Source organism: Halorubrum sp. Atlit-28R (assembly GCF_003665955.1).
GTDB lineage: Archaea > Halobacteriota > Halobacteria > Halobacteriales > Haloferacaceae > Halorubrum > Halorubrum tropicale.
Window position 1 is genome coordinate 1 of sequence record NZ_QPLS01000013.1, and the last position, 25,165, is coordinate 25,165.

Genomic DNA, 25,165 nt, shown 5'->3' on the forward strand with positions numbered 1-25,165 from the left:
CGTTGAGTCGGCTTGTTTCCATCAACATTGTCAAGCGCCTCTTGGAGTTCTTCGACGGAGATCTCGTTGAGGTGATCCATTACAGGCAACATATCTCTCTGAGTAAAAAGTTCTACCGACTACTATAGACTCTGAGACCCTGCCTGCCCTTTTCGACTCTGAAGATCTCGCAGAACGAGTTAATGATTTTCAGGATGGTGGGGATTTCCTTGATTCGGATGACGTACTTACATCGATTGATAGTGATATGCTGGATCCGGACCTCGACATCTCTGAGGAGGAGCTGGCCAATCAGTTTCTGAATATACTCCAGCAGAAAATAGCCGAAGATGATGACTTGGCATTCAAACTTCTCATTGCATACAATCAGAGAATATTCGATTACGCCCTTCGGCTTGAGGAAACCCAAGAAGAAATCCTATTTTCTCTTGAGAAAGTAGCAGGTCGAAATCAAAATGAGCGGTCATATACTGCTTTCACACCAATCGAGAAAAGATTTGGGCGTGGTACCACTGGAGGGCGAAAACACACTAGTTCATTTTACAACAGGGAGGATGAATTTGAGAAGATAACTAACTTTGTAAATTCAGAATATCAAGCACTGATTGTCGGTGGCTCATCTGGAATTGGAAAAACACGGTTAGCCTTTGAGGCGGCGTTGCGGATACAATCCTCAAAACCGAGTTGGACTATTTACGCGGTAAACCCACTAGCTGATATCGAACGCGGTCTGTCTGAGATTGATTTTGACGAGGAAGAGAATCTTTTGTTCTTACTGGATGATGCTCGGGATTCGGAAAAGATAGAGCTTCTGTGCCGTATTGTGGAGGAAAAAGAGAACGAGATCAAGCTACTCTTTACAGAACAGCCTTGGTTCGTAGCAACCAGGCAGAAGGAGACTACGCGCTCTGGCTTAGCAACAGAACAGATGAACTTGGGGCCAATGAGTGCGAATGCCATCCAAGACCTCCTACAAAACGAATACGGAATTCGAAATCCCAATACTTGGCGCTGGGTCACTAGTAACAGTGAGGGAAACGCTCTACTCGTACATCAATTAGCCAAATGGCTGCTCTCTGAGGAATCGGATGGTTCCGGCCCCTCGTCGCAAGAGGACATATTTTCACTAGCCTTTGACCAAAACTTTGACGACCTAGAGCGATACGCATCACACACCAGTCTTGACCGATCTACTCTGGAGCAGTATATCGGCTACCTTGCCGCTGTTGGACAACTCAACACGAATAATGATGGCCTCATGGAGGAGTTCGTTGATGTACTGCCACTAAATGAATCCGAAGAGAAACGATACCGCCGAATTGTGAGCTCTGCCGGTGTCGTTGAAGAGAAGAATGGTCGCCTACAGATTCAGCCGCTTGCCCTTAGAACACATATATCCTATAAGACATTCTTTAGCGGACCCGCATTTGATTTCAAAGAGGACATCTATAATCCGTTCTCTAATTACTTTGAAAAACCGTTAGTCGATACTCTAATTCGAATAGCAGGGAGATATGACTGCCGAGAAGCCGAACAGATTCTAGATGGAGTTGTAGGAGAGTATATTGAATCTACAGATGAAATTCCAATCACGGAGAGAGCTCAGATCTTATCCTACTTTGAGAATATAGGTCATAATCAGCCCGATCTCGCTCTGGAGCTTGTCACTGCATTTTTAGATGAAGAAGTTTCTGACGACGCAGACCAGACAGATGGGATTTGGATGCCAGGTCTGCTAGAGGATCCAACTCCAGCGGGGAATTTCCTACTTCGGTGTACGAAAATACTATGGAATACCTTGTTGAGAAGGCCAGAAGATAGCGTCTCCCTCCTAATGGTGATTGCCCGAGATTATCCTGGCTCAGCGGTTAGAAACAAAGTTTTCCAATATATACGGCAGGAAATTGAACCAAGTAGAGAGAAACATCCTGAAGCTCAGCTTGAATTGCTCTCTGTACTCGAAGATCATCTACAATCAGATTTGGATGTTGAACTCAAGAATGAGCTAGTTGATGTTATTGGTAACCTTTCGCGCGAGCAAACGGAAGACCATTTCCAAGATCCAGCAGAGAGTGACAGGTTCTTGTTCCAACGAGGCCCAGTACCTCTTTCCGAACAACGGAAGCAGATTCGAGTTGAAGCAGTCAAGATTCTGTTCAAACTTGTCTGGGATTCAGATTCACAGCATCTCAGGAAGAATGCAGCTGGAAAGGTATCTCGTTTCTGCACTTCTCAAGCTCGATATAAGGGGAGAACTGGAGAGCTGATTAACCGCGACGAGCTGGTTCTTATCTACCGCTACGCCACGGCTTATGCTTCGTTCAGTAGAGACTTAGATAGCCTCCAGCAGCTCGACTCCCTAACCACTCGAAATATAGAAGACTTAGAGGTTGAAGCAAGCGCAGTTGCGCTCCAAGAAGCATATTTGAAAAATGAACTTTACCAGCAAATGCGGCGGATGAATCCACGAGTTCGTGGATTGCAGGAACAAGAAGCTCGTATAACAGGGTATATTGAAACGATTGACTCGCCGTGGGATGCCGAAATTGAGCTGTTTGAGGAGGTATTAACTCATTCGAGTTCGACATATAATCAGTTCTTCCGATTGCTTGGCAAGCTGAAGCCCGAGATGGGCGATCAAATTCTTGATCAAGATTCTGACGCACTAGAGCCATGTAGAGTATCAATCATTACCGGTATGAGTATCTCCTCTCCGGATAAAGCGAAAAGAATTGCCGAAGAAGCGGCTGACGACAACAATGTAGTTGAAGCGTGCGCTGCAATTCGGCAGTTATTGGTTTCTGACCGGACATTTGCTGTTGATATCTATGAAGGATTATTGAATGATACGGCACCCCATACAGAGGAGGAAGCTATTCAGCTTGTAAGATGTATCCATGGTGAGTGGCAAGATCACTCTGAGTGGACCGAGAGTAAATTAGTGGAGATTCTTACTGATTCAACAGAGGTCACTCCAGAACTGCTTGAGTTTGTCCTGCGTGTACTTCCATCGCATGATGAAGAGGAACTGCAGACCGTATCGGAATCCTTGTTGACTGAAATATTGTCTGTAGCAGAGACGTTCCAAAGTTTGGATGAACCATATGAACTAAGAATGGTTCTATCGGAGGCAGCGGAGCGTAATCCAAGGGCCTTCGTTGATTTCTGCCGCGAAAGAGTTGATCGTCGGGAAAAGAGGATAGGGTTGTTCCCCCGTGATTTTTCAATCGATGCAGAACGGATGCGTGACGGCACGCAATACTCAGAGGCTGTAGACACGGTAGTTGAGCTGATTGTTGACCCCGACGAGTGGAGTGCCTACGGTGGCCTCTTCGCTGTCTTCCCGACTGCAGACGTCGTAGAACGACTCATTGAAAACATAGAGGATTACTCTGAGGAAGAGGTCATCAGAATTCTGCATTACTGCGATTCTGCTCCGCTAAATGACCATATTGATCGGCTTTTGAGAGTATGTATGGATAGAGGGATAGACAATATTCGTCGGAACGATCGTGCTCAGTCAGCAATTCATGCCGTGATTATTAATTCGACGGGTGTTCAGGTTGGCCCGACTACTGAGGAATCATACTCACGCCAGTTTGAACTTGTTCGAAGATGGAAAGACGACGAGAGTCTTAGTCCGAGAGTCCGTCGGTTTGCCCGTAATCTTGAGGATGACCTTTATGATATGGTGGAAGCAGACACAGATCCCCTCTAAAATTGCTATCAATCGGCGTCTGACGAGGCCCAGTCAGCATCGGCTATATCCCCAAATATCTGCTTGGTCTCTGGTGGTTCGGTCGGAATTCGAAGGTCGTGCGGGTCGTCCTCGGTGGCCTGCATCAGCTCACCAGCGGTGACTTGCTTCCCCTCGCTCAGGTCTTCATCCGTCTCCTCGGCGCGGAGGATGTTCGTCACCGTCCAGATGTTGAATAGGTGGGCCGCGAAGTTGAAGTAGAACGCCCGAAGCGCCGGGTTCTTCGACCCCGACTTGGTCAAGAAGTCGTGTTTGATTTTCCGGAAGTCCGTTTCGATGCCCCACCGACGGCGGTACGCCTCTCCCAACTCTTCCGGGGGGACTTCCTCCGGGTGGAGGTTCGTGTAGAAGTACGTGTAGTCGTCCATCGGCTCATCAGCCTCTGAATGCCGCAGTTTCACCGTCTTGTCCGACTCCAGCCCCACGGCGTAGTAGCTATCCTCATCGAGGTCGCCCACGCCGTAGGGGTAGTACGATGACCGCAGATCGGCGCGCGCCATCCCGTTCAGGAAGTGCTTGATGGTCTTCCCCGACTTGCGGCCCTGCATCACCAGCTCCAATCCCTGCTCGGTGATGGTCGAGATCGTGTCTGAGTTGTAGAACTCCGTCCCGGCGTCAAGGTAGACGCGGCCAATATCGAGGTGTTGCCGGCTCAGACGGAGCATCCGGCGGATGTACTTCGGTGCCTTCGACTTGTCTCTGACCGGGAGCACGACCAGAATCAGCGGCGTGTCGGTTCCGACGACAGCGAGCGTGATGAACTTCCACGCCCACGAGTAGTTCCGGCCCGGCTTCGTTCCGCGAATGTACTCGTCGCTCTCGTAGTCGCCGTAGAACGGCCAGTCTGTGATGTCGATAGCCACCTCTGCATCCTCGGGGAAGTAGTCGTGTCGAGCGGCGATCCCGAACAGTTCCTCGTTCGCTTCCCGGAACATCCGCATGACTGACTCCCGTGAGGACTTCCGCAGGTGGTACGTGAGGTTCTGCCCGGACGGGATGTCATCGTCGTCGTAGAACGGTTTGTACTTGAGGTTGTTCGCGGCTTCGTTGACGAACTTCCCACTGTTCGCGGCGGCGATGAGCACCCGGAGCGACGCGTCCTTCGTCACCTCGGTACTGCTGTCGCGCTTCAGCCGAATGTACTTGAACGTCTTCGAGCGGAGTTCCCGAGCGATCACCTGGACTGGAGGGAACCCTTCGCCGTCCGTGACTATCGTGTCCGGCGTCGGGTCGCGGAACCAGTGCTCCAGCTTCGTGTCCTGTAACTGCCGAACCAGCGTTTCAGTCTCACTCGCGTAGTAGTGCCGCGTTTCTTTGTCCATCCGTCCCGGCATCCGGTTCAACGTCGGCTGACTCACCGAATCCTCGATGCCCAACGACTCCCGGATGTCAGCGTCGTTGATGGCGCGGGCTACGCCCGACTGGTTGAGTGCCGAGAGGTCGAAGAACAGATACAGCCGCGTCGCGTCCTCTCCGTCCAGATTCTCGGTGAGGTTCTCATTAGTCGGTTTCGACCAGTAGTAGGGGCGGAGGCGAACTTTCCCGAGTGCCTTTGCGAGCCGATGCTCAGGCGTCTCCAGATCATCGTACCGATTTCGTTTCTCGGACTAATTGTAGACGCGGTAGGCCTCTGATTTGATGGCTTCCCACAGAGGCGGAGTGATGTTCTTGGCCGGATTTCGGGTCAGGAGAGCCGTGTACGCCCACGGATCATCTCGGGGGTCGTCGGGTAACTCCCTCTCGGCTTCTCTGTACCGGCTTGAAATCTCCGCCTTCTCCTGCCACCGCTCGTGGATTTTACCTTTCGGCTCGGGGTCACGGTCGGCATTCTCGTCTTTCTCCTTTGCCACAGTTTGTCACCACCTACTTATCGTCTCGCCACGATCCCCACACCTCTCGATACTTCCCGAGTTCACGGTACTCCTTCTTCCGCTCGAAGGCGTCGATGGCATATATCACCTCGTTGTCCTTGTCCCAGTCGATCAGGACACGGAAGTCACCAACACGAAGCTTGTAGCCAGGATGATTCTTCAGCCGATCAAGAAAGTGGTTCGGGAAGTCGCCGATGTCCTCCAACTTGTTGATGATCCGCTCTGCGTCCTGCGTTTCGAACTGCTCCAACGTTTCGACCAACGTCTCCGTCAGAACGACTTCGTGGGCCACCCTTCAGCCCTCAGTCGTCGATTCCGAGGCGTTCTCGGGCCTCGTCCGTGGACATCGTCCGTCCCGCTGCGACATCCGCGTAGCCCTCTGAAACGCTTTCCTGCGCGCCGGGCGTCAGAATCGGCTCCGTGGTATCGCGCAGTACCTCACGGATGAACTCCGAGCGGTTGGTGTACTCCAACTCCTCGGCCAGCTCGTCGATTTCTTCAAGAAGCCGCTTCGGCACCTTCACGTTGAGTTTGACCATGTCCCCATCGCCGTTGTCTCCCGCGTCAGTGCTCATACCGCGTGGTACGCAGGTGGTATATTTTAGTCTTTATGCGATTTCTTCAATATCCGCCTCAGTCGTCCTCGCAGACGACCTCTCGCAACTCTTCGAGCAGGTCAGCTCGGTGTTCTTCGAGGATGGTTACATCGTCGTCGATTCGGTCAATCTTGTTCCGAATCCGGCTGGCTACTCTGTATCGATAATCGTCTGAAACGTCTGCTTCGCCCTTGACTATCTCCCGTTCACGATCCGTCAGGAGTCCGCGTTCTGCCATATCCGCATCTTGCTTCGCCATACACATTACTCCATGTGGTCTACCCTACTTTGTGTACTGAATAGGGTAACGTTACCTGATAGAGTAATCTTTAAGTTTTGGTGTACAGTATGGGGTAATGTGAAGCGCGGGACACCGGTCAGAAGATGGCCGGGGCGTGGTTGGAACACGCCCGACCGCGCTTCCGCAAGGAAGCATGAAGGAATCCGACACCGACGGACTTCAAACCTCCGTCACGACCGCTGAAGAGGGCGAAAAGAACAAACAAGGCAACGGCGGCATGGCTCGTCGCCAGTTCCTCGGCGCTGCTGCTGTCGCAGTCGGTGTCACCGGTTCTGTCGGAGACGCCGAAGCCGTCGAACCAGAGACGGTGGAAGAGGAACTGAAGGGGACGGTAGAGTGGAAAGCGGCTGGTGTCTGGGAAGACCACCTCATCCCAGCTCGAACCGCACTCACCAAGGCCGACGCTGTGGACATCACAGAAGCGAAGACAGAGCTTCGTGAGGCGCTACAGAAGCTCGAAGCGATAGAAGTGGACGATGAGTAGTGATCTCCGCGTGACGGCCCGCATCCACCGCACAGAGGACGGTGAGAAATACACGGAGTATCGAGTTGGCGGCGTTCCGTACCCCTCTGCCGAGGCGGTCGAAGCGGCGCTTGAGGCTCATTGATTCCACAAGCATGATTGAAGACATCGAACGCGACGTTTTCGTGCGAATTCGCACCGACCTACTGGTAGTCGGTGACAGCATCATGACCGACCGGCACCACGCCTCGAACGGCAACTACGAGGACAACGACCCGCAGAACCAGATTGGCGGTATTATCCCGGCGTTCAGCCTCTCCGGCTGGCTTCGCCACGGGATGGAGAGGGTCGTTCAGGAGCGTGGCAGTACTGCCTGCCACCCCGGCGAGTCCAACGCGAACTTCCGGAAGGACGACGTCTACAACCGGGATCTCGACGCCGGGTACCACGAGAAAGGTGCGTGCCTTCAGGACGACGACGATACCGGCTGCGTGATTCTTGACCTCTTCGGTGGGTTCGGAAATCGCCCCGGAAAGGTGATGCGTCGCCCGATCAAGTTCTCGCCGGTCCGCTCAAGCGTGGACTACACGCGGGGGCAGGCCGAAGGCCACTACCGACGGCTCAACCGGAACATCGTCTCCCGAAACGAGGAAGACAACCGGGAGCCGCTCCGGAACACCGAACTCGATGCCGTCGGGAACCTTGACGGCTCGTGGCACCTCTCCTTCCGGGAGACAAAACCCGAGTTCGTGGCGCTGCTCGCCGAAGCCATCGAGTTCCTCGATGACCACCAAACAGACTTCCTTCACCAGCTCGGCGGCGCTCGGAACTTCGGCGGCGGGATCGTGGACTGCGAGCTGGTGAACCCGCTCTACGAGGAACACGAACTCCGTCGTGTCTTCGACCGGGGGAAGGGCAACACGAACAAAATGGACGACAAAGACGAGAAGTGGGAGAACGAGTACCTCCCGGAGTTTCAGGAGGCGCTCGCAGAGCGCGTGGAGGCAGTATGAGCGGCGAGATGCTCGCGGCCTTCCGGCACGACGCACACAAGTTCACTGGCGAGAGCCACGACGACGCTCGTGAGGAGTTCGCTGGCGTCGCCGTGAACCAGACGGTTCCGAAGGGCGCGGACGGCGATGCGGCGGCGCTCTCACGGCCTCAGCAGAAGCAAGAGCAAACGGTCCCAACCCACAACGATCACTACCGCCTCTCGCTGCTGACCGGTGAGACCGCCTACGACCCTGGTGAGTTCTCTCGGGAGACCATCGGAAGCGAGGTGTCGGACCTCACCGGCATCGAGGACGCACAGACTGCGCACAAACGGTGGCTCGCATCGGACGTGGCAGCCGCGTTCAACGAGTCGGTGTATCACCCGTACACCTCGCTGAAGTTCCACACGCTGCTCGTGGCGGCTCTCTTGGACAACTACCGAGCCGACCACGAGTTCGGAAACCTTCGGCTCATCGTCGATTCGGCGGGCGACGTCGTTCCGTTCCGAACAGTCTTCGACGGCGACCGCTTCGCGCTCCGGATCGACGTGAACGCAGACGGGAACCCGTCGGCACGGCTCGGGAGTCGCCCGTGGCGGTCGTGGGCGTCAGCATGGAACCGCCTGACTGCGCACCCGCTCGAAACCGACCAGGACAAGTACGACATGACGCTCGATGCCAACCTTCGACGGGTACAGTCGTGGAGTACAGCACTCCAATACGTCGAAGACTTCGAGAATTGGAGGCCCGACCGATGACGGCGATTCAGCAGGTCCTGTGGGAACTGCGGATGGACTATATCGGCCACCCGTACTACGTGAGCGGGAACGCCATCCTTCACGCCCTCGGCCAACGCCTCGATCCCGAGACGCACGCGGCGCTCTCAGCCAGTCACGGCGTGTTCGTCCCCGGCCAGTTCGGGACTTTTCCCGAGGAACACACCCAATCCGGCATCCGTCCGTACCTCGGGAGCGGCCTGCCCGACGTGGATGCCTACAACGACCTGTTCCTCCAACGTGAGGCCACACACCCGTGGCTGTTGGATACACGGGCACGGGACGCGCTGAACACGCACGACCTCCGCGTTCAGGGCGGTCATCCGGCACTCGCCCACGAGACCATCATGGGCCGCCGGGAAGACCAGCGGAAACAGCAACAGACGACGAAGTGGTACGTTCACGCCTACCTCCACGCCGATGACCCGGCGGCACTCCCGCTCGGCGAGGACGCGCTTGAGGGCCTTCAGTTCGGAGGTAAGCGGAACTACGGCTACGGCGAGGTTCAGCTGAAGGACACGCAGATGGTGGACCTCGATGGCCTTGACTACTCACGGCTCGAAGGCGCGGAGACGTACCTAATCGAACTCGTGACGCCATTCGTGGTGGAGACGGAGTATCCCGACGCGGACGACCGCTCTATCCCGTGGTGGTGGGCGGAGAACCGCGATGAACTCCGGCTCCGGGAGGAGAAGATCCTCGAACAACGCGAGGTATTCAGGTTGGAGACGGTGGACCACGGACAGGTCGTGAAGTACCTCGGAGACCGTCCGGTGGAGACTGCGAAGAACGGTCTCTGCCGAGTCGGGTCGCACTCCCGATACGGCTTCGGAGAACTGCGGCTGAAGCCCCTCGGCGAACAGTATCAGGAATCAGAGGAAAAGAACTGATTACACTCGTGAGTCAATCCATGAACGACGATGAATCGCCCGACAAATATTCGCGGCGCGGGCTGAATAAAGAAATCGTATTACCAACAACTGATATACTCGGGAAGGTCCACTACTCGTCGGTCGCGATGTCGTCGAACTTCGAGACGATCCGACGCTGTATCGGCGTGTCGAGTCCGTTGAAGACCTGCGCGGCAGGCCGCCGGAATTCCCACGTCCAGTCGTTACTCCTCGTCATCGATCATTTCGGCGACCTCGGCGCGAGAGACGGCCTCACTCACACCCTTCCGCATCGCGTACTCCTCGACCGCGATGCTCGCCAGCATATCACGTGACGCACCCGGGTGCTCCGTCGCGTCCCGGATCGCGTGCCGGAGGAACTCGCTCCGAGAGGTGTAGCCCTCTTCTCTCCAGGCCGCGTCGATCTCCGCTAACTGGCGCTCGGTGACGCGCACGTTGATCGTCGTCTCGGGGTCGTCGATACCGCTATCGTTCGTACCCGTTTCAGATATACGTGTGTATTATCTCCGCGGTCATATAGGTCCTCTCTACCTGGAGACTGTCGCCCTCGATGTTTGGACAGCCAATCCACGCTCCGACTAAGGACGGGGGAGTCCCGCCGAGACCTATGAATACATCGTACACATAGCAAACAGTGTGCCCACCATCTCCGCCCGCGTCTCTGACGACCTCGAAGCCGAACTTGAGGCGTACCTCGAGTCCGAGCGTCTCGACCGGAGTACGGCAGTCAGGAAACTCCCTGCTGAGGGGCTCGACGAGTGGTGCCGGGAACGCGCGCTCGACTGGTTCGCGGATGGTAAGGTATCGCTTGCCAGGGCCGCCGGGCTCGCGGAGCTGTCGGTCTGGGAGTTCGCGCGGCTCGTCAGGGAATCTGACCGCCCGCGGGTTTCGTCCGCTCACCTCGAAGCCGACCTCGACAACCTGTGACCTGGATCTTCGACGCGACCTCACTAATCTACCTCGCGAGGGCGGAACGGCTGGGCGTCGTCGAGAAACTTTCGGACCCGCAGCTCGTCCTCGAATGGGTGTATCACGAGGTCGTGACCGAGGGGGTCGAAGCGGGTTACAACGACGCGCGCTGGATCGAGCGGGCGGTCAAGGGCGGGAACCTCGACGTCGTCGAGGTCAACTTCGACGGCTCCACGGTCGCGACACGGCTTGAGCGTCATTCAGGGCTGAGCAACGCCGATGTCGCGGTGCTCGCGTGTGCCGACGCGCGCGACGGCGTCGCGGTAATGGACGAGGCCGCGGGTCGCTCGGCGGCTGCGGTCGGGGGGTCGAGACGCGCGGGACCGCGCACGTCCTCCTCTCGGCGGTGAAACGCGGAAAGTTGTCCGCCGAGGCGATCGACGCGATGATCGACCGTGGCTGGTACGTCGCGCCGGACGTGTACACCAGGAACGTCGGGAAGTTGGAGTCGTTCGAGTAACGACTATTACGGCTCGTGAGAGAGGCTTCGATATGGTATCGCCCCTCCGGCTATCAGAGGAACAAAAAGAACGAATGCGGCGCGGCCGAGTCAGTTCCAGGGTCGCAACCGACGAGGCGGACATCGATGAGATACTCTACGACTGAGTTCGGGCGTCGATCTACTCCTCGCTGTTATTTTCCTCGTTGATCTCACCTTCGGCCCGCAACGTCTCGTCCGCGAACTCCCGGATTCGCTTCTTCTCCTCGGCGCTCACGTCGACCGCCTGCGCGCTCTCGATCTGGCCGTTCACGACCGCGTTCTGTTGCGGGCCCCATACTTCCGGCGGTTGCGTGTTAATATACTCGGCCCACCGGATCACCTGCTCGTAGCGGGGCGGTCGCTCGGGACCGTCATCGCTTCCGGCCGAGCCCTCTTTAGGTGTTTGTGAGTCGCTCATAGCGGTCTTCGACGTCGAGTCGTTCGACCCACATTTCGAGCCGGTCGCGGGAAAGCGTTTCTTCGAAAACGGTGTAGAGGTGCGCGGCGTCTTCAAGGTCGGTCCGACCGCCGAGCGAGAGCTTGTACGCGATCTGGAGTTCGAGCGGCCCGATGGGGACCGTCTCGCCGCCGACGTGCGCGTCGATCGCGTTCGCAAGCGACGCGCGGTCGAACTCGTCGTTCGGGAACTTCACTTCGAGGTGTGGCGTCATCTCGCCGTCCGGCGCGACCCAGATGTTCGTCCCGCTGGCGAGGTTCCCGTATGTGTCCGAGAGCGGCATCGCCGGTCCCCAGTACCCCTCACGCTCCAGTTCGGCGACGAGGTCGTCGATCCGTTCCGACGAGCAGCGCTCGATGAACACGTCGACGTCCTCGGTCGAACGCGACCGCCCGGCGAGTATCGCGACGTAGCCCGCGACGAAGACGTGGTCGATGTCGAGGCGCGAGAGCACCCGAGAGAATCTGACCGCGAGCTCGTCAAGGCGATTGGGCTCGCGGTCGACGACGAGTCCGCGGTCGGTGAGGTCGACGCCGCCCATACACAGTCGTCGATGCGACCGCGGATAAAATTCCGCTTCGATCTGACGGCTCTCAGAAACCGAGCCCGAAACGCCCGGTTCCGAACCGACCCCGCGAGCTCAGAACAGCCCGGGGACGAGGACGTAGCTCAGGAGCATCCCGAACAGCCCGGCGAACAGCGCGAACAGCGCCATCGGGACGATGGCCTTGCGGAGCAGGTCGCCCTCGCGACCGGTGATACCGACGACGCCGCAGATCGCGGCGACGTTCAGCACCGAGACCATGTTGCCGAGGCCGCCGCCGACGTTCTGGAGGCTGACGACGACCGTCCGCGAGAGCTCGACCGTCTCGGCGGCGTTGTACTGGAGCACGCTGAAGAGGATGTTTGAGGAGGTGTTGCTCCCGGTCATGAACGAGCCGATGGCGCCGATCCACGGCGAGATCAGCGGGAGCAGGCCGCCCGCGCCGATGGCGAGCGCCCGGCTGAGCGCCTCCATCATGCCGAGGAGGTCCGCGGTGTTCGTCTGCGACTGGATCATCACCTGCGTCATCGACACCGCGATGATCAGCGTGAGCGCGGCGGGCGCGACCTGCTCGACCGAGCGCCGCCACGCGGCGCCCATCTCGTCGAGGTCCATCTTGTGGAGGAGTCCCGTGAGGACGGCGATGGGGATGAACGGCATCGTCCCCGGGAGGTAGAGATACTGGAGCGTGTAGCCGAGCTCCGTGCCGAGGATCGAGTCGATGCTGACGGAGAAGCTCTGGATCCACGCGAGCACCTCGGTCCCGGCGACGGTGAGGTCGGGCCACCGCGTGACGAGGAGCGCGAGGGCGACGAGCAGGTACGGCGTCCACGCGAGCAGCACCGACATCTCCTTTTTCGGCTGGTCGCGGGAGATCTCGTCGAGGTCCAGCCCGCCGAGCCAGGTGTCGCTCCACCGCGAGTCGCTCGGGAAGTCCCACTCGCGGTCGGGGACGAGGACGTCGTTGTTTGCGAGCAGGAGCCCGACGCCGAGGACGACGAACCCGGCCGCGATGTCGGGGAGCGCGGGGCCGACGACCCACGCGATGGCCAGCTGCGTCCCGCCCGTGACGGCGCCGAGCAGGAGCGCGAACGGCGCGATGGGGAGCGTATCGCGGACGGCGCCGCCCACGCTTCGCCCGCCGTCGGCGTCGCCGAACCAGTACGTCAGGAAGAACACGCCGAGCAGGCCCCAGAACACGTAGGTCACCCCCGTGACGACGCCGGACCACGCGGAGACCATCGAGAGGAACTCGCCGACGCTCATCGAGCCCGACAGCGCCGGCTCGATGACGGCACCGGTGCCGCCGATGACCGGGGTCCCGGCCGCGCCGAAGGGCGGGTTCGGCGCGTTGAAGAAGAGGCCGAACACCGCGGCCGCAAGCGGCGGGAAGCCGAGCCCGATGAAAAGCGGCGCGGCGAGCGCGCCGGGGGTGCCGAACCCGGCCGCGCCCTCGATGATCGTCATGAAGCCGAGGCCGATGAGCAGGACCTGGATGCGTCTGTCCTCCTCGATCTGGCCGAAGTACCAGCGGATGGTGGCGATGGCGCCGCTCCCCTCGAGGTAGTTCATCAGGAGGATGGCACCGAAGACGATGAGGATGATGTCGACCGCCTGGAGCGCGCCGTAGACGGCCGACGCGACCAGCCAGTCGAGCTCCATGCCCCAGTACGTCAGTCCGATCCCGCCCGCGAGCAGCCACCCGACGCCCATCGCGCGGGCGGCCGACCACCGCAGTCCGGCGAGCAGGACGAACGCGACGGCGATCGGAATGACGCCGACGAACGCTAGCGTGAGGACGGTTGTCATAGTTGTGTCAGTTGACCGTATATTACCGTCCCGCAACGAACCATATGTAAGTTTCTTTTCTGACGATATTACCGAGCTGATCGGGGCACGAGAGCGTCCTCCGTGGCCGAACGGGCGGTACATATCGCGTCGAGAAACCGCGTACGGGGGGCGGCCCGGGACGGCGGGTGCGCCCGGCTCCGGGCGGGTCGACGCCATCGGCTTCAGGTGGGCTTATGTATCCCCCGACCGGAGTCGCGGGCATGGACGACCACTCGCACGAGCCCGACCCGGACGCGCGCGTGACCGCCCCGATGCAGGAGTTCGGGACCCGTGAGGTCGGTATCGGCGCGGCCGTCACCGTGATCGGCCTGCTGATCGCGTACGCCGTTCCGTTCCTCGCCACCTTCTGAGCGCCGCCGGCGCTCTTCGGGCACAGTTACCGACACGAGATCGCCGCCGGCGGCGCGCTCAGCGCGGGTACCAGGCGAGCGGGTGGTCCGCGGTGAGCTCTAGGGAGACCGGCTCGTCGAGGTCGAACTCCTCGACGTGGTTGTGGAGGCAGTGGACCGCTTCGCCGGAGTCGAGCTCGACCCGGTAGACGAACGAGGGGCCGACGTACTGCCGCGAGGTGACGACGCCGTCGGCGAGCTCGGGGCTCGCCGGCGTCGCGCGGAGGTCGTCGGGGCGGACCAAGACGTCGACGGGCGCCCCGTCGTAGACGGTGTCGTACCCCTCCAGCGTGACGGCGTCGAAGCGGCCGATACCGGTGTCGACCTTCCCGTCGCGGAGCTCGCCCTCGAGGAACGACGCCCGGCCGAGGAAGGAGGCGACGAACTTCGATTCGGGGCGCTCGAAGACGGACTCGGGGCGGCCGACCTGCTCGATCTGCCCGTCGTTCATCACGGCGACGCGGTCGGAGATGGAGAGCGCCTCCTCCTGGTCGTGGGTGACCGAGACGGCGGTGACGCCCGCCTCCTTCAGGATGCGGCGCACCTCCTCGCGCATCTCCACCCGGAGGCGCACGTCGAGGTTCGAGAACGGCTCGTCTAAGAGGAGCACCTCGGGCTCGGGGGCCAGCGAGCGGGCCAGCGCCACGCGCTGCTTCTGCCCGCCCGAGAGCTGGTCCGGCGTCTTCTCGCCGTGGTCGGTCATTTCGACCAGTTCCAAGAGCTCGTCGACGCGCGCTTCGCTCTCGGCGGCGTCGGCGTCCGACAGCCCGAACGCGATGTTCTCGCGGACGGTGAGGTGGGGGAAGAGCGCGAAGTTCTGGAAGACGATGCCCACGTCGCGCCGCTCCGGCGGGACGAACGACCCGTCGCCGGCGACGACCTCGTCGCCGAGCGTGATGTGGCCCTCCGTGGGCTCTTCGAGCCCCGCGATGGTGCGCAGCGTCGTCGTCTTCCCGCACCCGGACGGCCCGAGGAACGTCAGCAGCTCGCCCGACCGGACGTCGAGCGAGACGTCCTCGACCGCGGTCTCCGGGCCGAACGCCTTCGTCACGTCCGACAGCGACAGGACGTGGTCGGCGTCGTCACCGGCCGACTGCCGGTCGTCCGAGTCGTCGCGGGGTCGCTCGCTCGTCGCGTCGTCCGACTCGACCGAGCGCGTCGTGCCGACTGGTTCCGTGGATGCCATCGGTGAGGGGCGGGCGCCGGGCCGACCGGCGTCCCGCGGTTGCCGCCACATACTTTAGGAGTGCCTAAAAGCGTATCGCTCGCTCTCGCGGCGTCGAAATCGGGCGGTCGCGGGGACGGACCGCGGACGGTCGAAGCCCCCGCGTGCCGCGTCTCGCCGGTTCAGGCCAGTTCGCGGTCGATCACGTCGCGGCGGTCCCGTATCGCGTCGGCGGAGAGCGCGACGGACTCGTCGCCGACCGAAAGCGAGAGCGTCCCGTCCGTCGTCACCTCGCCGAGCCGGAAGACGGGGAGGTCGCCGGCCTCGGCCGCGACGCCCTCGGGGTCGGTGGTCTGGACGAGGAGGCGGCCGGGCGTCTCGTCGAAGGCCGCGACGCGGTCGGGGAGGGTCGCGTCGACGCCGGCGTCGTCGGTCACCAGCTCGGCGAGCGCGACCGCGAGCCCGCCCTCACTCACGTCGTGGGCCGCGAGCGTCGACTCGTGGCGGGCGGCCGCCGCCAGCGACGCGACGAAGCCGGCGAGGTCGTCGGCGCCGCCGGAGTCGTCGGGCAGCGCCGGGAACCGGTCGCTCCCGCCGGCGTGCGCGAGGTACTCGGACCCGCCGAGCGCGTCGCCGGCGGCGCCGACGAGCAGCAGCTCGGAGTCGGCCGCGCGGTCGGCGTCGAGCGCGGCCGGCGGCGCGTCGTAGCCGCGCGTCGTCCCCAGCACCGCGAGCGTCGGGGTCGGCGGGATCGGGCCCTCGACGCTGTCGTTGTACAGCGAGACGTTCCCGCCGACGACCGGGGCGTCGAGCGCGGCGCAGGCGTCGGCGAGCCCGTCGACGATCCCCTCGAACGCGCCGTACACGTCCGGCTTCTCCGGGTTACCGCCGTTGAGGCAGTCGACCGCGGCGAGCGGGACCGCGCCGGTCGCGGCGAGGTTCGTCGCGTTCTCTAGGGCGACGGCGCGGGCGCCCTCGTACGGCGCGGCCGCGGTCCACTTCGGGTTCGCGCCGGAGGCGAGCGCGAGGCCGACGCCGTCGCCGGACTCGTCCGCGCCGCCGTCGGCCCCGTCCTCCGCTTCCGTCTCCCGGATCGCGAGCAGCGCGGCGTCGTCGCCGGGCTTCAGGGCCGTGCGCGTGCCGACCTCGTGGTCGTACTGGCGGTACACCCAGCGCTTGCTCGCGGTCGAGGGGGCCGACAGGACGGCGGCGACCGCCTCGTCGAGCGGCGGCGCGTCGTCCGGCAGGTCGCGCTCGGGCTCGCTCGGCGGCGCGCTCGGCAGGTCGTTCATCGGCGCGCCGTCCGCGAGGAACTCGGCCGGCGCGTCGACGACGACCTCCGGCTCCCCGTCGCCGTCCGCGTCGCCCGCGAACTCGCAGACGTAGTTCCCCTCGGTCACCTCGCCGATGACGGAGCAGCCGAGGTCGAACCGCTCGGCGAGCGCGGCGACGCGGTCGACGTCGTCCGGGTCCACCTCGTAGCACATCCGCTCCTGGCTCTCGGCGAGCAGGATCTCGGTGGCGTTCATGTTCGGCTCGCGCTGGTGGACCCGGTCGAGCTCGATGCGGGCGCCGAGGCCGCCCTTCGCGACGAGCTCGGAGGAGGCGCCGCCGAGCCCGGCCGCCCCGAGGTCGCGGGCCGAGCGGACGAGGTCCTCGTCGAGCAGCGCCTCGTTGCACTCGATCAGCCGCTTCTCGGCGTAGGGGTCGCCGACCTGGACCGCGGGGCGGTCCTCGGTCTCCGCGTCCTCGGCGAGGTCCTCGCTCGCGAAGGAGGCGCCGCCGAGCCCGTCGCGGCCGGTGCCGTTGCCGACGAGGACCAGCTTGTTGCCCGGCTCCTGCGCGGTGGCCGTGACGAGCCGCTCCTCGTTCGTCAGCCCGACGCAGGCGACGTTGACGAGGGGGTTCCCCTCGTAGCCGCCGTGGAAGGCGACGCTGCCGCCGACCGTGGGGACGCCGATACAGTTGCCGTAGTGGGAGATGCCCTCGACGACGCCCTCGAAGAGGTACCGCGAGCGCTCGCGGTCGAAGCCGCCGAAATACAGCGAGTCGAGGAGGCCGACCGGGTACGCGCCCATGCTCATCGTGTCGCGGACGATGCCGCCGACGCCCGTCGCCGCGCCGTCGAACGGGTCGACGAAGGAGGGGTGGTTGTGGCTCTCGACGCCGAACGTGACGTATGTGTCGCCGTAGTCGTCGGCGGCGCGCTCGGCCGCGGGGGCGTCGGCCGCGTCGGGCTCGGGCAGCGCGAGGACCGCGGCGTCGTCGCCGGGGCCGACCACGACTTGGTCGCCCTCGCTGTCGAACGCCGACAGCAGGGGCCGCGAGGAGCGGTACGCGCAGTGCTCGCTCCAGAGGTTCTCGAACAACGCGGCCTCGGCCGCCGTCGGCTCCCGACCGAGCTCCGCGGTCACGAGCTCGTGGTCCGCATCGGACAGACTCATTCACTTACGTGGTCACCGAGCCGGGTCTAATGCTTTTCTATACGCACGTTCGTGTTGATACTCTACCGAGAACCCACACAAATTGCGGTGCTGTGCGGCGGCGCGTGCCTGCGAGCGGCCGGAGCGAAGCGGAGGCCGCGAGGCGGCGCGCGCGAGGTCGCCGGCGCGACGCGCCGGCTGCCAGAGAATCTCCGATTCTCGCTGGACGCGGTGAGGGAGGGCGACCGCAGGGAGCCCCGAGCGAACCGCGAGGCCGGGGAGGTGTGAGGCGCGGGGCTGTGCGGTCGGGGGAGACTCAAAGGGGCAGCCGTGCGCCTGGATCTTTGGCGGTGTTCGCCGCCGACCCGCTCGCAATCAGGTATAAACGAACGGTCCGGAACGGTACGACAATTTATAGAAAGACGGTCGCTGCGGCGAAGACGACCACCGTTCCGGCCGCGCCGAGCGCCATCGCCTTCGCGTTGAGGCGGACCGCCTTCTTGCGGTCGGCGGCGAGCGCCTCCTCGTTTTGAATCTCGTTCGCCCCGTCGCCCACGTCGAAGACGCCCATCCCCGCGAAGCCGATACAGAAGCGCTCGCGGTACTGTAACGCGCCCATCGCGGCGCCGTACAGCGGGACCACGGCGGCGATCAGCGCCCACCGCGGCCACGCGAGCGAGACGACCGCCGCGACGTACGCCGCCGCGGCCAGCAGCGACCCGACGCCGAGGAGCAGCCGCCGTCGCTGTTGGGTCGGTCCGATGTTACACACGCCCGGTTGATACTCCATATCACCGGAACGGGCGGGAGAAGCAAAGCCCCAACGGTCGCGTCCGCGGACGGACGGGAGGGCGGCGAGCGGCGGTCGGTCGCGCCGCGGTAGAAACCGTGAAATGCCCGGCAGCCGACGGAGTCGTGTGAAACGGATCCAGCTCGGCAACACCGTCTTCGAGGGCGAAAACGACGTGTACCTGCTCGACGGCGAGACGACGGCGCTCGTCGACACCGGCGTCGCGCTCCCGGGCGTGCGCGGGGAGTTGGTCGACGGCCTCGCCGAGCACGGCCGCTCGTTCGCCGACGTGGACGCGGTCGTGCTCACCCACTGGCACCCGGACCACGCGGGGCTCGCGGGCGAGGTACAGGCCGCGGGCGGCGCCGACGTGTACGTCCACGAGGCGGACGCCGGCCTCGTCGACGGGACCGAGACGCCGCTGTTCGCCGACCGCGACCTCCAGCGCGAGACGTTCGAGCGCTGGGGGATGCCCGCGGCCGACCGCGAGCGCCTGACGGGGTTCTTCGACGCGGTCAGCGCGGACCTCTCCGGCGACCCCGCGGACGTGACGACGTTCGGCGACGGCGACGTGATCGAGGCCGGCGGCGTCGAGCTCGAAGTCCTCCACCTGCCGGGCCACACCGCGGGCCTCTCCGGGTTCGCGTTCGACCCCCGAACTGTCCCCGACCACGAGCCCGTGGCGGGAGACGACGCGACGGAGGAGGTGTTCACCGGGGACGCGCTGCTCCCGAAGTACACACCGAACGTCGGCGGCGCGGACGTGCGCGTCGAGGGGGCGCTCGCCGCCTACGCCGAGAGCCTCGCGCGGCTCGTCGCGCGCGACTTCGACGCCGCCCACCCCGGTCATCGCTGGCGGATCGACGATCCGGGGCGCCGCGCGGCGACGATCCTCGACCACCACCGCCACCGGACCCGCCGGGTGATCGACGTGCTCGACGAGTCGGGCCCCGCGACCGCGTGGGAGGTGTCGGCGGCGCTGTTCGGCTCGCTGGAGGACATCCACGTGCTCCACGGCCCCGGCGAGGCGTTCTCGCACCTCGATCACCTGGCGGCCGCCGGCGTCGTCGAGCGCGACGGGACCGCGTACCGCCTGGTCGACCCCGAGCCCGACGTGGACGCGCTGTTCCCGACGACGCCGCTCGACGACCTCGTCGACGGGAGCGAGGACGCGTAGGGGAGCGGTCCGAGGGCCGACCGAGTCGCCCGCACGGAGGCGCCGGTGACGCCAGCCTGGACCGATGACGCCAGCCCGGCCGATGAGGCCAGCCCGAAGCGGCGAGCCACAGCCCGGGTGGCCGACGCCGTAAGCTATTCCCGGCGGCCGGCGTATTCGGGGACGTGAAGCGGGACGCCCTCGTCGCGGTCGCGGTCGCCCTCCTCGCCCTCGTCGCGCTCGGCGTCGCTGCCGCGACGCTGAACACCGCCGTCGACACGGGTAGCGGCGGGTTCGGCGGGGGCGGCGGCGAGGCCCCGAGCGTCGGATCGGACACCGGCGACCCAGGCGTGCTCTCCTCGTCGGGCGAGGCCGGCGAGTTCTCCGCGTCGGGGCTCTGTTTCCCGTCGCTGCGGGAGCCGCCGGCCGTGTTAGCGCTGCTCGTCGGACTGGCGCTGCTCGCCGCGATCACCTACCGCGACACCGCGTCGCCGTTCGCGAGCGTCGCCGTCGCGAGCGTGATTGGCGCCCCCGTCGGCGTCCTCTTCTGGGTGCTGTCGACGTGCCGCTCGGTCGCGGAGAGCGTCACCGTCTCGCTCGGCCTCGGCGGCAACGGGACGAGCATCCTACCGGCCGGCGCCGTCGGCGGCGCAGGCGTCGGCAGCGGCGAGGGCGCGGCGTCGGCGCCGCAGATCCTGTTCGCGCTCGTCGTGGTGGTCGCGGTGATCGCCAGCGTCGCCGCGCTGCTCCTCGCTGGCGGCGACGACGAGGCGGACGGGGACGCGGCCGCGCGGGCCGAGGAGCCGGCCGAGGAGCCGCCGAACCTCGACGCGATCGGTCGGACCGCCGGCGAGGCCGCCGACCGGATCGAGTCGTCGGACGCGGACAACGAGGTGTACCGCGCGTGGCGGGACATGACGGACGTGCTCGACGTCGACCGGCCCGCCTCCTCGACGCCCGCCGAGTTCGCGACCGCCGCGGTCGACGCCGGCGTCGACGAGGAGCCGGTGACCGCGCTCACCGAGGTGTTCGAGCGCGTGCGGTACGGCGGCGAGGACGCGACCGACGACCGCGAGCGCCGCGCCGTCGAGGCGCTGCGCCGGATCGAGGAGCGACACGGGGGCGACTCGTGACGCGCGACCGGTCCGCGACCGCGGCCGCCGGACCCGACGGGGGTGAGCCGTAGTGCGACCGCTCGCGATCGTCGGCGTGGCGGCGGTCGCCGTCGGCGTCCTCGCGGCGCTCGACCGCGGCGTCGCGGCGGCCATCTCCCCCACCTCGGCCGTGGTGACGCTGCTCGGCGTCCTCGGCGTGGTCCAGGGGGTGCGGTACGCGAACGCGCGCCGCGACCGGCGGCGGCTGCTGACCGACCCCGGCGAACCGGAGCGGCGCGCGCCCGCCGCGGTGCCCGGGACGGACCTCGACGAGCGGATCGCGCGGGTCGTCAGCCCGGCGCCGGGGGGCTACCGGGACCGGCGGGACCTCCGCGACCGGATCCGGGAGGTCGCGGTCGACGCCGTGGCCCGCGACCGGAACTGCCCGCCAGAGGCCGCGGCGGCGGCCGTCGACGACGGGACGTGGACGGACGACCCCACCGCGGCCGCCTTCTTCGACACCCGGAGCGGGTACCCGGTCCGCGTCCGCCTGTCGGCCGGGATCCGGGGGCGTTCGAACTACTGGTACGGGCTCCGGGCCGCGGTCGACGAGATCGAACGGATCGAGGGGGGTGCGGGGTGAGCGACCCGCGAGGCGCCGAGGTGGCGGCCGGCTCGGACGCGGCCGCGAGCGGCGGGAGCGAGACGAGCGGTCCGGAACGGGACGACCGACCCGGGCCGACGGCCGACCGTGTCGACGAGTCGGAGTCCGACGCGCCAAAGTCCGAAGACGAGGCGGCCGAAGAAACTGGCGAGGCGATCGGAGACGCTTCCGCGGCGGCCGGACGGCCGGCCGCGGCGCCGACCGACCGCGAGCGCCGGCGCGAGGTCGCGACCGACCGCTGGCTGGGGATCGCCGGGGCGGCGCTGGCCCTCGTCGGCCTGGGCGTGCTCGTCCGCCAGTCGTCGCTGGTGCTCGCCGGCGCGGTCGGGGTCGGCTACGCCGTGTACGCCCGGGCCGGGGAGGCCCCGACGCCGACGCTCGCGGTCACCCGGACGGTGAGCGACGAGGCCCCGGCGCCCGGCGACGAGGTGCGCGTGACGGTCCGCGCGGAGAACGTCGGGGAGGCGCCGCTCCCGGACCTCCGCCTCGTCGACGGCGTCCCGCCGGGGCTGGCCGTCGCCGAGGGCCCCGCGCGGGTCGCCACGGCGCTGCGGCCCGGGGCCGCGGTGACGTTCGAGTACACGGTGCGCGCGGCCCGGGGCGACCACGAGTGGGAGCCGATGACCGCGGTCACGCGCGACGCCGCGGGCGCCCGCGAGCGAGCGACGGCCCTCGACGCGCCGACCGCAATCGCCTGTACCCCCGAACTGGCCGCCGGCGGGGACCTCCCCCTCCGCGGGCTGACGACCGTCCACCACGGGCGGGTCCCGACCGACGTGGGCGGCGCCGGCGTCGAGTTCCACGCGACCCGGGAGTACCGCCGGGGCGACCCGCTCAAGCGGATCGACTGGAACCGCCGGGCGCGGACGGGCGAGCTGTCGACCGTCGAACTGCGCGAGGAGCGCTCGGCCACCGTCGTGCTGCTCGTCGACGCCCGCGAGTCCGCGTACGCCGCGTCCGACCCCGACGCCGAGACCGCGGTGGAGGCGAGCGTCGCGGCCGCCGGCCAGGCGTTCTCGGCGCTCCTCGACGGCGGCGACCGGGTCGGCATCGCGGCGCTGTCGCCGCTGGACTGCTGGCTCCCGCCCGGCAGCGGGACCGTCCACGCCGCTCGCGGGCGGGAGACGCTGGCGACCGCCCCGGCGCTGGCGCCGACGCCGAGCGACGAGCGGTTCTACCGGTCGCTGTGGCTCCGGCGGTTCCGGCGGCGGCTCCCGGCCGACGCGCAGGTGCTGTTCTTCACGCCGCTCGTCGACGACACCGCGGCGACGCTCGCCCGCCGGATCGACGCGCACGGGCACCTCGTGACGGTCCTCTCGCCGGACCCCACCGCGACCGGAACGGTCGGCCAGCGGCTGACGACCTTCGAGCGGCGCCAGCGGCTGCGGTCGCTCCGGTCGGGAGGGATCCGCGCGGTGGAGTGGGGCGACGACTCCTTCCCGGTCGCCGTCGCGGCCGCGACGAGGCGGTGGTCGCGATGAGCGGCGACGGTTCGGCGGCCCGACCGACCGGTGACGACGCGCACGGCGACTTCCACGAGACGGACGCGCGGTCGCCGACGGTCGCGGTCGTCGCGAGCCTCGCGGCCGCGGGTGTCGCCGCGACCGCGGGGCTAGTCGCGAGTCCGGTCGGCGGCGCGCTGCTCGGCGTCGCCGCGCTCGGGTTCCTCGGCGGTTCGCTCCGGCGGTCGACGCGGGTCCTCACGTGGGGCGCAGCCGTCGGCGTGGTCGGGCTCGCGGTCGCCGGGTACCGCGGCGCGACCGCCGAGCCGCTGCTCGTCGCCGCCGTCGGGCTGGCGGTCGCGTGGGACGTGGCCGACCACGGCGTCGGCCTCGGCGAACAGGTCGGCCGGGGCGCGCGGGTCCGGCGCAACGTCGCGGTCCACGCGGGGCTGAGCCTGCTCGTCGGCGCGCTCGCGGCCGGGCTCGTCTACGGCGTCTCCCTCGCGGTCGGCGGCGGCCAGCCCGTGGCCGCGCTCGCGCTGCTTTTGGCCGGCGGTATCGCGCTGATCTCGGCGCTGCGGTGAGGCCCGCGACGCCGGAGCTAAACCCTTATCAGCGCGCGGGTGGCAGGTACGGTCGTATGAGCGACCTCCCGGACGACTTCGACTGCACGCTCACCAACTGGGAGTACATCTACGGGCTCTGCCGCAACGTCTCCGACGCGGTGAAGCGGGCCGACTTCGAGCCGGACATGGTGGTCGCGCTGGCCCGCGGCGGCTGGTTCGCGGGCCGCTGCGTCTGCGACTTCCTCGGGCTCAACGACCTCACGAGCCTCAAGATGGAACACTACGTGGGCACCGCCGAGAAGAGCGGCGAGCCCCAGATCCGTTACCCGATGCCGGAAGGGAGCGTCGAGGGGAAGAACGTCCTCATCATCGACGACATCGCCGACACGGGCGGCTCGATCCGCCGCGCCGAGGAGTACGTCGACGACCGGAACGCGGCCGAGATCCGCACCGCGACGCTCCAGCTCCTGGGCACCTCCGAGTTCCAGCCCGACTTCGTGGGCGAGCGGCTCGAACAGTGGACGTGGGTCGTCTACCCGTGGAACTTCCTCGAAGACATGATCGACCTCACCGAGGGCGCGATGGAGCGCGCCGACGAGTCGGCGTTCTCGCGGGAGGACCTGCGTCACTACTTGGAGGAGTACCACGGCATCGGCCGGATCGAGATGGAGGTCGCCCAGCCCGACCGCCTCGACGAGGTCATCGACGAGATGGTCCGCCGGGACGTGGCCGAGCCCGTCGGCGACGACAGCTGGGCGCTCGCCGAGTAGCGGCCCGGAGCGATGGCCGACGAACAGCGCGACGCGGACGCTGAACGGGCGTTCGACGCCGTCCTCGCCGCCTACGACCTGAAAGACGAGCGGCGCACGGGCTGGCAGCTCCGCGGGGTCGACGCGCCCGAGTCGGTCGCCGCCCACTCGTGGGGGGTCGCCTACCTCGTCGTGACCCTCGGCGATCGGTTTCGCGAGGACCTCCCGGGCGTCGACCTCGACCGCGCGCTCCGGCTCGCCGTCGTCCACGACGTCGCGGAGGCGGAGACGGGCGACGTGGCGACCCGGGCCGACTCGACCGCGGACGCGGTCGACCGCGAGGCGAAGGCGGCGGCGGAGCGCGAGGCGATGTCGGACCTCGCCGGCCCGCTCCCCGAACGCGTTGCCGACGCCTGGGAGGCGTACGAGGCCCGCGAGTCGCCGGAAGCGGTCCTCGTCAAGGAGTGCGACCTGCTCGACGTCTGTCTCCAGGCCCTGCTGTACGAGCGGGACGACCGGTACGACCCGGAGCGGGGCGAGCCCGACGCGTTCCGCGAGTACGACGGTCTCGACGAGTTCTTCGCGACGGCCGAGCCGCGGCTCCGGACCGAGGCCGGGAGGGAACTGTTCGCGGCGGTCCGCGAGCGGTACCGCGCCGCGCGCGACGGGTAACTCGGGAGGGGCCCGAACCGCGGCGCCGACAGCTGTTCGACGATCGTCGTTTTCGAGATAGACGTTCGTAGGGGCTCTACCCCGCG

General features: G+C 65.2%; 27 protein-coding genes and 1 pseudogene. 15 read left to right on the plus strand and 13 right to left on the minus strand.

What is annotated here, in order from left to right:
• The first annotated feature begins 247 nt into the window (after window positions 1–247).
• Window positions 248–3,718, plus strand: a complete 3,471-nt coding sequence (locus DVK06_RS19065; protein ID WP_199718723.1) for a hypothetical protein — start codon at window positions 248–250, stop codon at window positions 3,716–3,718.
• An 8-nt stretch (window positions 3,719–3,726) separates the two neighbouring features.
• Here the strand turns inward: DVK06_RS19065 and DVK06_RS15210 are convergent, their stop codons facing one another.
• The 5 genes from DVK06_RS15210 to DVK06_RS15225 form a co-directional block, all read right to left on the minus strand.
• Window positions 3,727–5,115 (minus strand): transposase, encoded by a 1,389-nt coding sequence (locus DVK06_RS15210; RefSeq protein ID WP_199718724.1) that lies wholly within the window; start codon window positions 5,113–5,115, stop codon window positions 3,727–3,729.
• A 249-nt stretch (window positions 5,116–5,364) separates the two neighbouring features.
• Entirely contained in the window at window positions 5,365–5,607 is a 243-nt protein-coding gene (locus DVK06_RS19070; protein ID WP_199718725.1) for a hypothetical protein, read from the minus strand.
• Window positions 5,608–5,620: 13 nt separating this feature from the next.
• Window positions 5,621–5,920 (minus strand): type II toxin-antitoxin system RelE/ParE family toxin, encoded by a 300-nt coding sequence (locus DVK06_RS15215; RefSeq protein WP_121600915.1) that lies wholly within the window; start codon window positions 5,918–5,920, stop codon window positions 5,621–5,623.
• Window positions 5,921–5,930: 10 nt separating this feature from the next.
• Window positions 5,931–6,203, minus strand: a complete 273-nt coding sequence (locus DVK06_RS15220; RefSeq protein WP_121600916.1) for a ribbon-helix-helix domain-containing protein — start codon at window positions 6,201–6,203, stop codon at window positions 5,931–5,933.
• A gap of 58 nt (window positions 6,204–6,261) precedes the next feature.
• Window positions 6,262–6,483 (minus strand): hypothetical protein, encoded by a 222-nt coding sequence (locus tag DVK06_RS15225; RefSeq protein ID WP_233561761.1) that lies wholly within the window; start codon window positions 6,481–6,483, stop codon window positions 6,262–6,264.
• 175 nt (window positions 6,484–6,658) lie between these two features.
• Here DVK06_RS15225 and DVK06_RS18495 point away from each other — a divergent pair, with 175 nt between their 5' ends.
• The 4 genes from DVK06_RS18495 (at window position 6,659) to DVK06_RS15245 (ending at window position 9,646) form a co-directional block, all read left to right on the plus strand.
• Window positions 6,659–7,009 carry a hypothetical protein gene (locus tag DVK06_RS18495; RefSeq protein WP_147438123.1) on the plus strand — a complete coding sequence of 117 codons (351 nt, stop codon included), beginning with the start codon at window positions 6,659–6,661 and terminating at the stop codon, window positions 7,007–7,009.
• Between the two features lie 134 nt (window positions 7,010–7,143).
• Window positions 7,144–8,001 (plus strand): hypothetical protein, encoded by an 858-nt coding sequence (locus DVK06_RS15235; RefSeq protein ID WP_121600919.1) that lies wholly within the window; start codon window positions 7,144–7,146, stop codon window positions 7,999–8,001.
• On the plus strand, window positions 7,998–8,738 hold the full coding sequence (locus DVK06_RS15240) for a hypothetical protein (protein WP_121600920.1): 741 nt from the start codon (window positions 7,998–8,000) through the stop codon (window positions 8,736–8,738). The genes DVK06_RS15235 and DVK06_RS15240 overlap by 4 nt, the downstream gene beginning before the upstream one ends.
• Window positions 8,735–9,646, plus strand: coding sequence for a hypothetical protein (locus DVK06_RS15245; RefSeq protein WP_199718726.1), 912 nt, complete (start codon window positions 8,735–8,737; stop codon window positions 9,644–9,646). Before DVK06_RS15240 ends, DVK06_RS15245 begins: the two co-directional genes overlap by 4 nt.
• A gap of 112 nt (window positions 9,647–9,758) precedes the next feature.
• On the opposite strand, the gene DVK06_RS19630 is transcribed toward DVK06_RS15245, so the two are convergent.
• Complete coding sequence (locus tag DVK06_RS19630) at window positions 9,759–9,884, minus strand: hypothetical protein (protein ID WP_255410381.1); 126 nt, start codon at window positions 9,882–9,884, stop codon at window positions 9,759–9,761.
• Window positions 9,871–10,101, minus strand: a complete 231-nt coding sequence (locus DVK06_RS15250) for a ribbon-helix-helix domain-containing protein (protein WP_233561762.1) — start codon at window positions 10,099–10,101, stop codon at window positions 9,871–9,873. The genes DVK06_RS19630 and DVK06_RS15250 overlap by 14 nt, the downstream gene beginning before the upstream one ends.
• Window positions 10,102–10,303: 202 nt before the next feature.
• Between DVK06_RS15250 and DVK06_RS15255 the strand changes: the two genes are divergently transcribed.
• Entirely contained in the window at window positions 10,304–10,594 is a 291-nt protein-coding gene (locus tag DVK06_RS15255; protein ID WP_121600923.1) for a UPF0175 family protein, read from the plus strand.
• Window positions 10,591–11,096: pseudogene (locus tag DVK06_RS15260) on the plus strand (DUF3368 domain-containing protein). The gene DVK06_RS15255 and the pseudogene DVK06_RS15260 overlap by 4 nt, the downstream one beginning before the upstream one ends.
• Before the next feature lie 160 nt (window positions 11,097–11,256).
• Here DVK06_RS15260 and DVK06_RS15265 read toward each other — a convergent pair.
• From DVK06_RS15265 to DVK06_RS15275, 3 genes are all read right to left on the minus strand, one after another.
• Window positions 11,257–11,535 (minus strand): hypothetical protein, encoded by a 279-nt coding sequence (locus DVK06_RS15265; protein ID WP_121600924.1) that lies wholly within the window; start codon window positions 11,533–11,535, stop codon window positions 11,257–11,259.
• Window positions 11,513–12,115 carry a hypothetical protein gene (locus DVK06_RS15270; protein ID WP_121600925.1) on the minus strand — a complete coding sequence of 201 codons (603 nt, stop codon included), beginning with the start codon at window positions 12,113–12,115 and terminating at the stop codon, window positions 11,513–11,515. Before DVK06_RS15270 ends, DVK06_RS15265 begins: the two co-directional genes overlap by 23 nt.
• Before the next feature lie 99 nt (window positions 12,116–12,214).
• On the minus strand, window positions 12,215–13,927 hold the full coding sequence (locus tag DVK06_RS15275; protein WP_121600926.1) for an L-lactate permease: 1,713 nt from the start codon (window positions 13,925–13,927) through the stop codon (window positions 12,215–12,217).
• A 242-nt stretch (window positions 13,928–14,169) separates the two neighbouring features.
• Here DVK06_RS15275 and DVK06_RS19075 point away from each other — a divergent pair, with 242 nt between their 5' ends.
• Window positions 14,170–14,319, plus strand: a complete 150-nt coding sequence (locus tag DVK06_RS19075) for a hypothetical protein (RefSeq protein WP_167551902.1) — start codon at window positions 14,170–14,172, stop codon at window positions 14,317–14,319.
• Window positions 14,320–14,377: 58 nt separating this feature from the next.
• Here DVK06_RS19075 and DVK06_RS15280 read toward each other — a convergent pair whose 3' ends face one another.
• The 3 genes from DVK06_RS15280 to DVK06_RS15290 form a co-directional block, all read right to left on the minus strand.
• On the minus strand, window positions 14,378–15,544 hold the full coding sequence (locus tag DVK06_RS15280) for an ABC transporter ATP-binding protein (RefSeq protein ID WP_121600927.1): 1,167 nt from the start codon (window positions 15,542–15,544) through the stop codon (window positions 14,378–14,380).
• Window positions 15,545–15,705: 161 nt separating this feature from the next.
• Window positions 15,706–17,967, minus strand: a complete 2,262-nt coding sequence (purL, locus tag DVK06_RS15285; RefSeq protein WP_121600928.1) for a phosphoribosylformylglycinamidine synthase subunit PurL — start codon at window positions 17,965–17,967, stop codon at window positions 15,706–15,708.
• Window positions 17,968–18,358: 391 nt separating this feature from the next.
• Complete coding sequence (locus DVK06_RS15290; RefSeq protein ID WP_121600929.1) at window positions 18,359–18,736, minus strand: hypothetical protein; 378 nt, start codon at window positions 18,734–18,736, stop codon at window positions 18,359–18,361.
• A gap of 127 nt (window positions 18,737–18,863) precedes the next feature.
• Between DVK06_RS15290 and DVK06_RS15295 the strand changes: the two genes are divergently transcribed.
• From DVK06_RS15295 to DVK06_RS15325, 7 genes are all read left to right on the plus strand, one after another.
• Complete coding sequence (locus tag DVK06_RS15295) at window positions 18,864–19,913, plus strand: MBL fold metallo-hydrolase (RefSeq protein WP_121600930.1); 1,050 nt, start codon at window positions 18,864–18,866, stop codon at window positions 19,911–19,913.
• 164 nt (window positions 19,914–20,077) lie between these two features.
• Window positions 20,078–21,025 carry a DUF4129 domain-containing protein gene (locus DVK06_RS15300; protein ID WP_121600931.1) on the plus strand — a complete coding sequence of 316 codons (948 nt, stop codon included), beginning with the start codon at window positions 20,078–20,080 and terminating at the stop codon, window positions 21,023–21,025.
• 52 nt (window positions 21,026–21,077) lie between these two features.
• Entirely contained in the window at window positions 21,078–21,629 is a 552-nt protein-coding gene (locus DVK06_RS15305; RefSeq protein WP_053771788.1) for a hypothetical protein, read from the plus strand.
• The gene (locus tag DVK06_RS15310; RefSeq protein ID WP_121600932.1) at window positions 21,626–23,131 is read left to right on the plus strand and encodes a DUF58 domain-containing protein; all 1,506 of its coding nucleotides are present in this window, start codon (window positions 21,626–21,628) and stop codon (window positions 23,129–23,131) included. The genes DVK06_RS15305 and DVK06_RS15310 overlap by 4 nt, the downstream gene beginning before the upstream one ends.
• Window positions 23,071–23,676, plus strand: a complete 606-nt coding sequence (locus DVK06_RS15315) for a hypothetical protein (protein ID WP_121600933.1) — start codon at window positions 23,071–23,073, stop codon at window positions 23,674–23,676. The genes DVK06_RS15310 and DVK06_RS15315 overlap by 61 nt, the downstream gene beginning before the upstream one ends.
• A 56-nt stretch (window positions 23,677–23,732) precedes the next feature.
• Window positions 23,733–24,428 carry a phosphoribosyltransferase gene (locus DVK06_RS15320; protein ID WP_053771791.1) on the plus strand — a complete coding sequence of 232 codons (696 nt, stop codon included), beginning with the start codon at window positions 23,733–23,735 and terminating at the stop codon, window positions 24,426–24,428.
• A 12-nt stretch (window positions 24,429–24,440) separates the two neighbouring features.
• Window positions 24,441–25,079, plus strand: a complete 639-nt coding sequence (locus DVK06_RS15325) for an HD domain-containing protein (RefSeq protein ID WP_121600934.1) — start codon at window positions 24,441–24,443, stop codon at window positions 25,077–25,079.
• Window positions 25,080–25,165 lie beyond the last annotated feature (86 nt).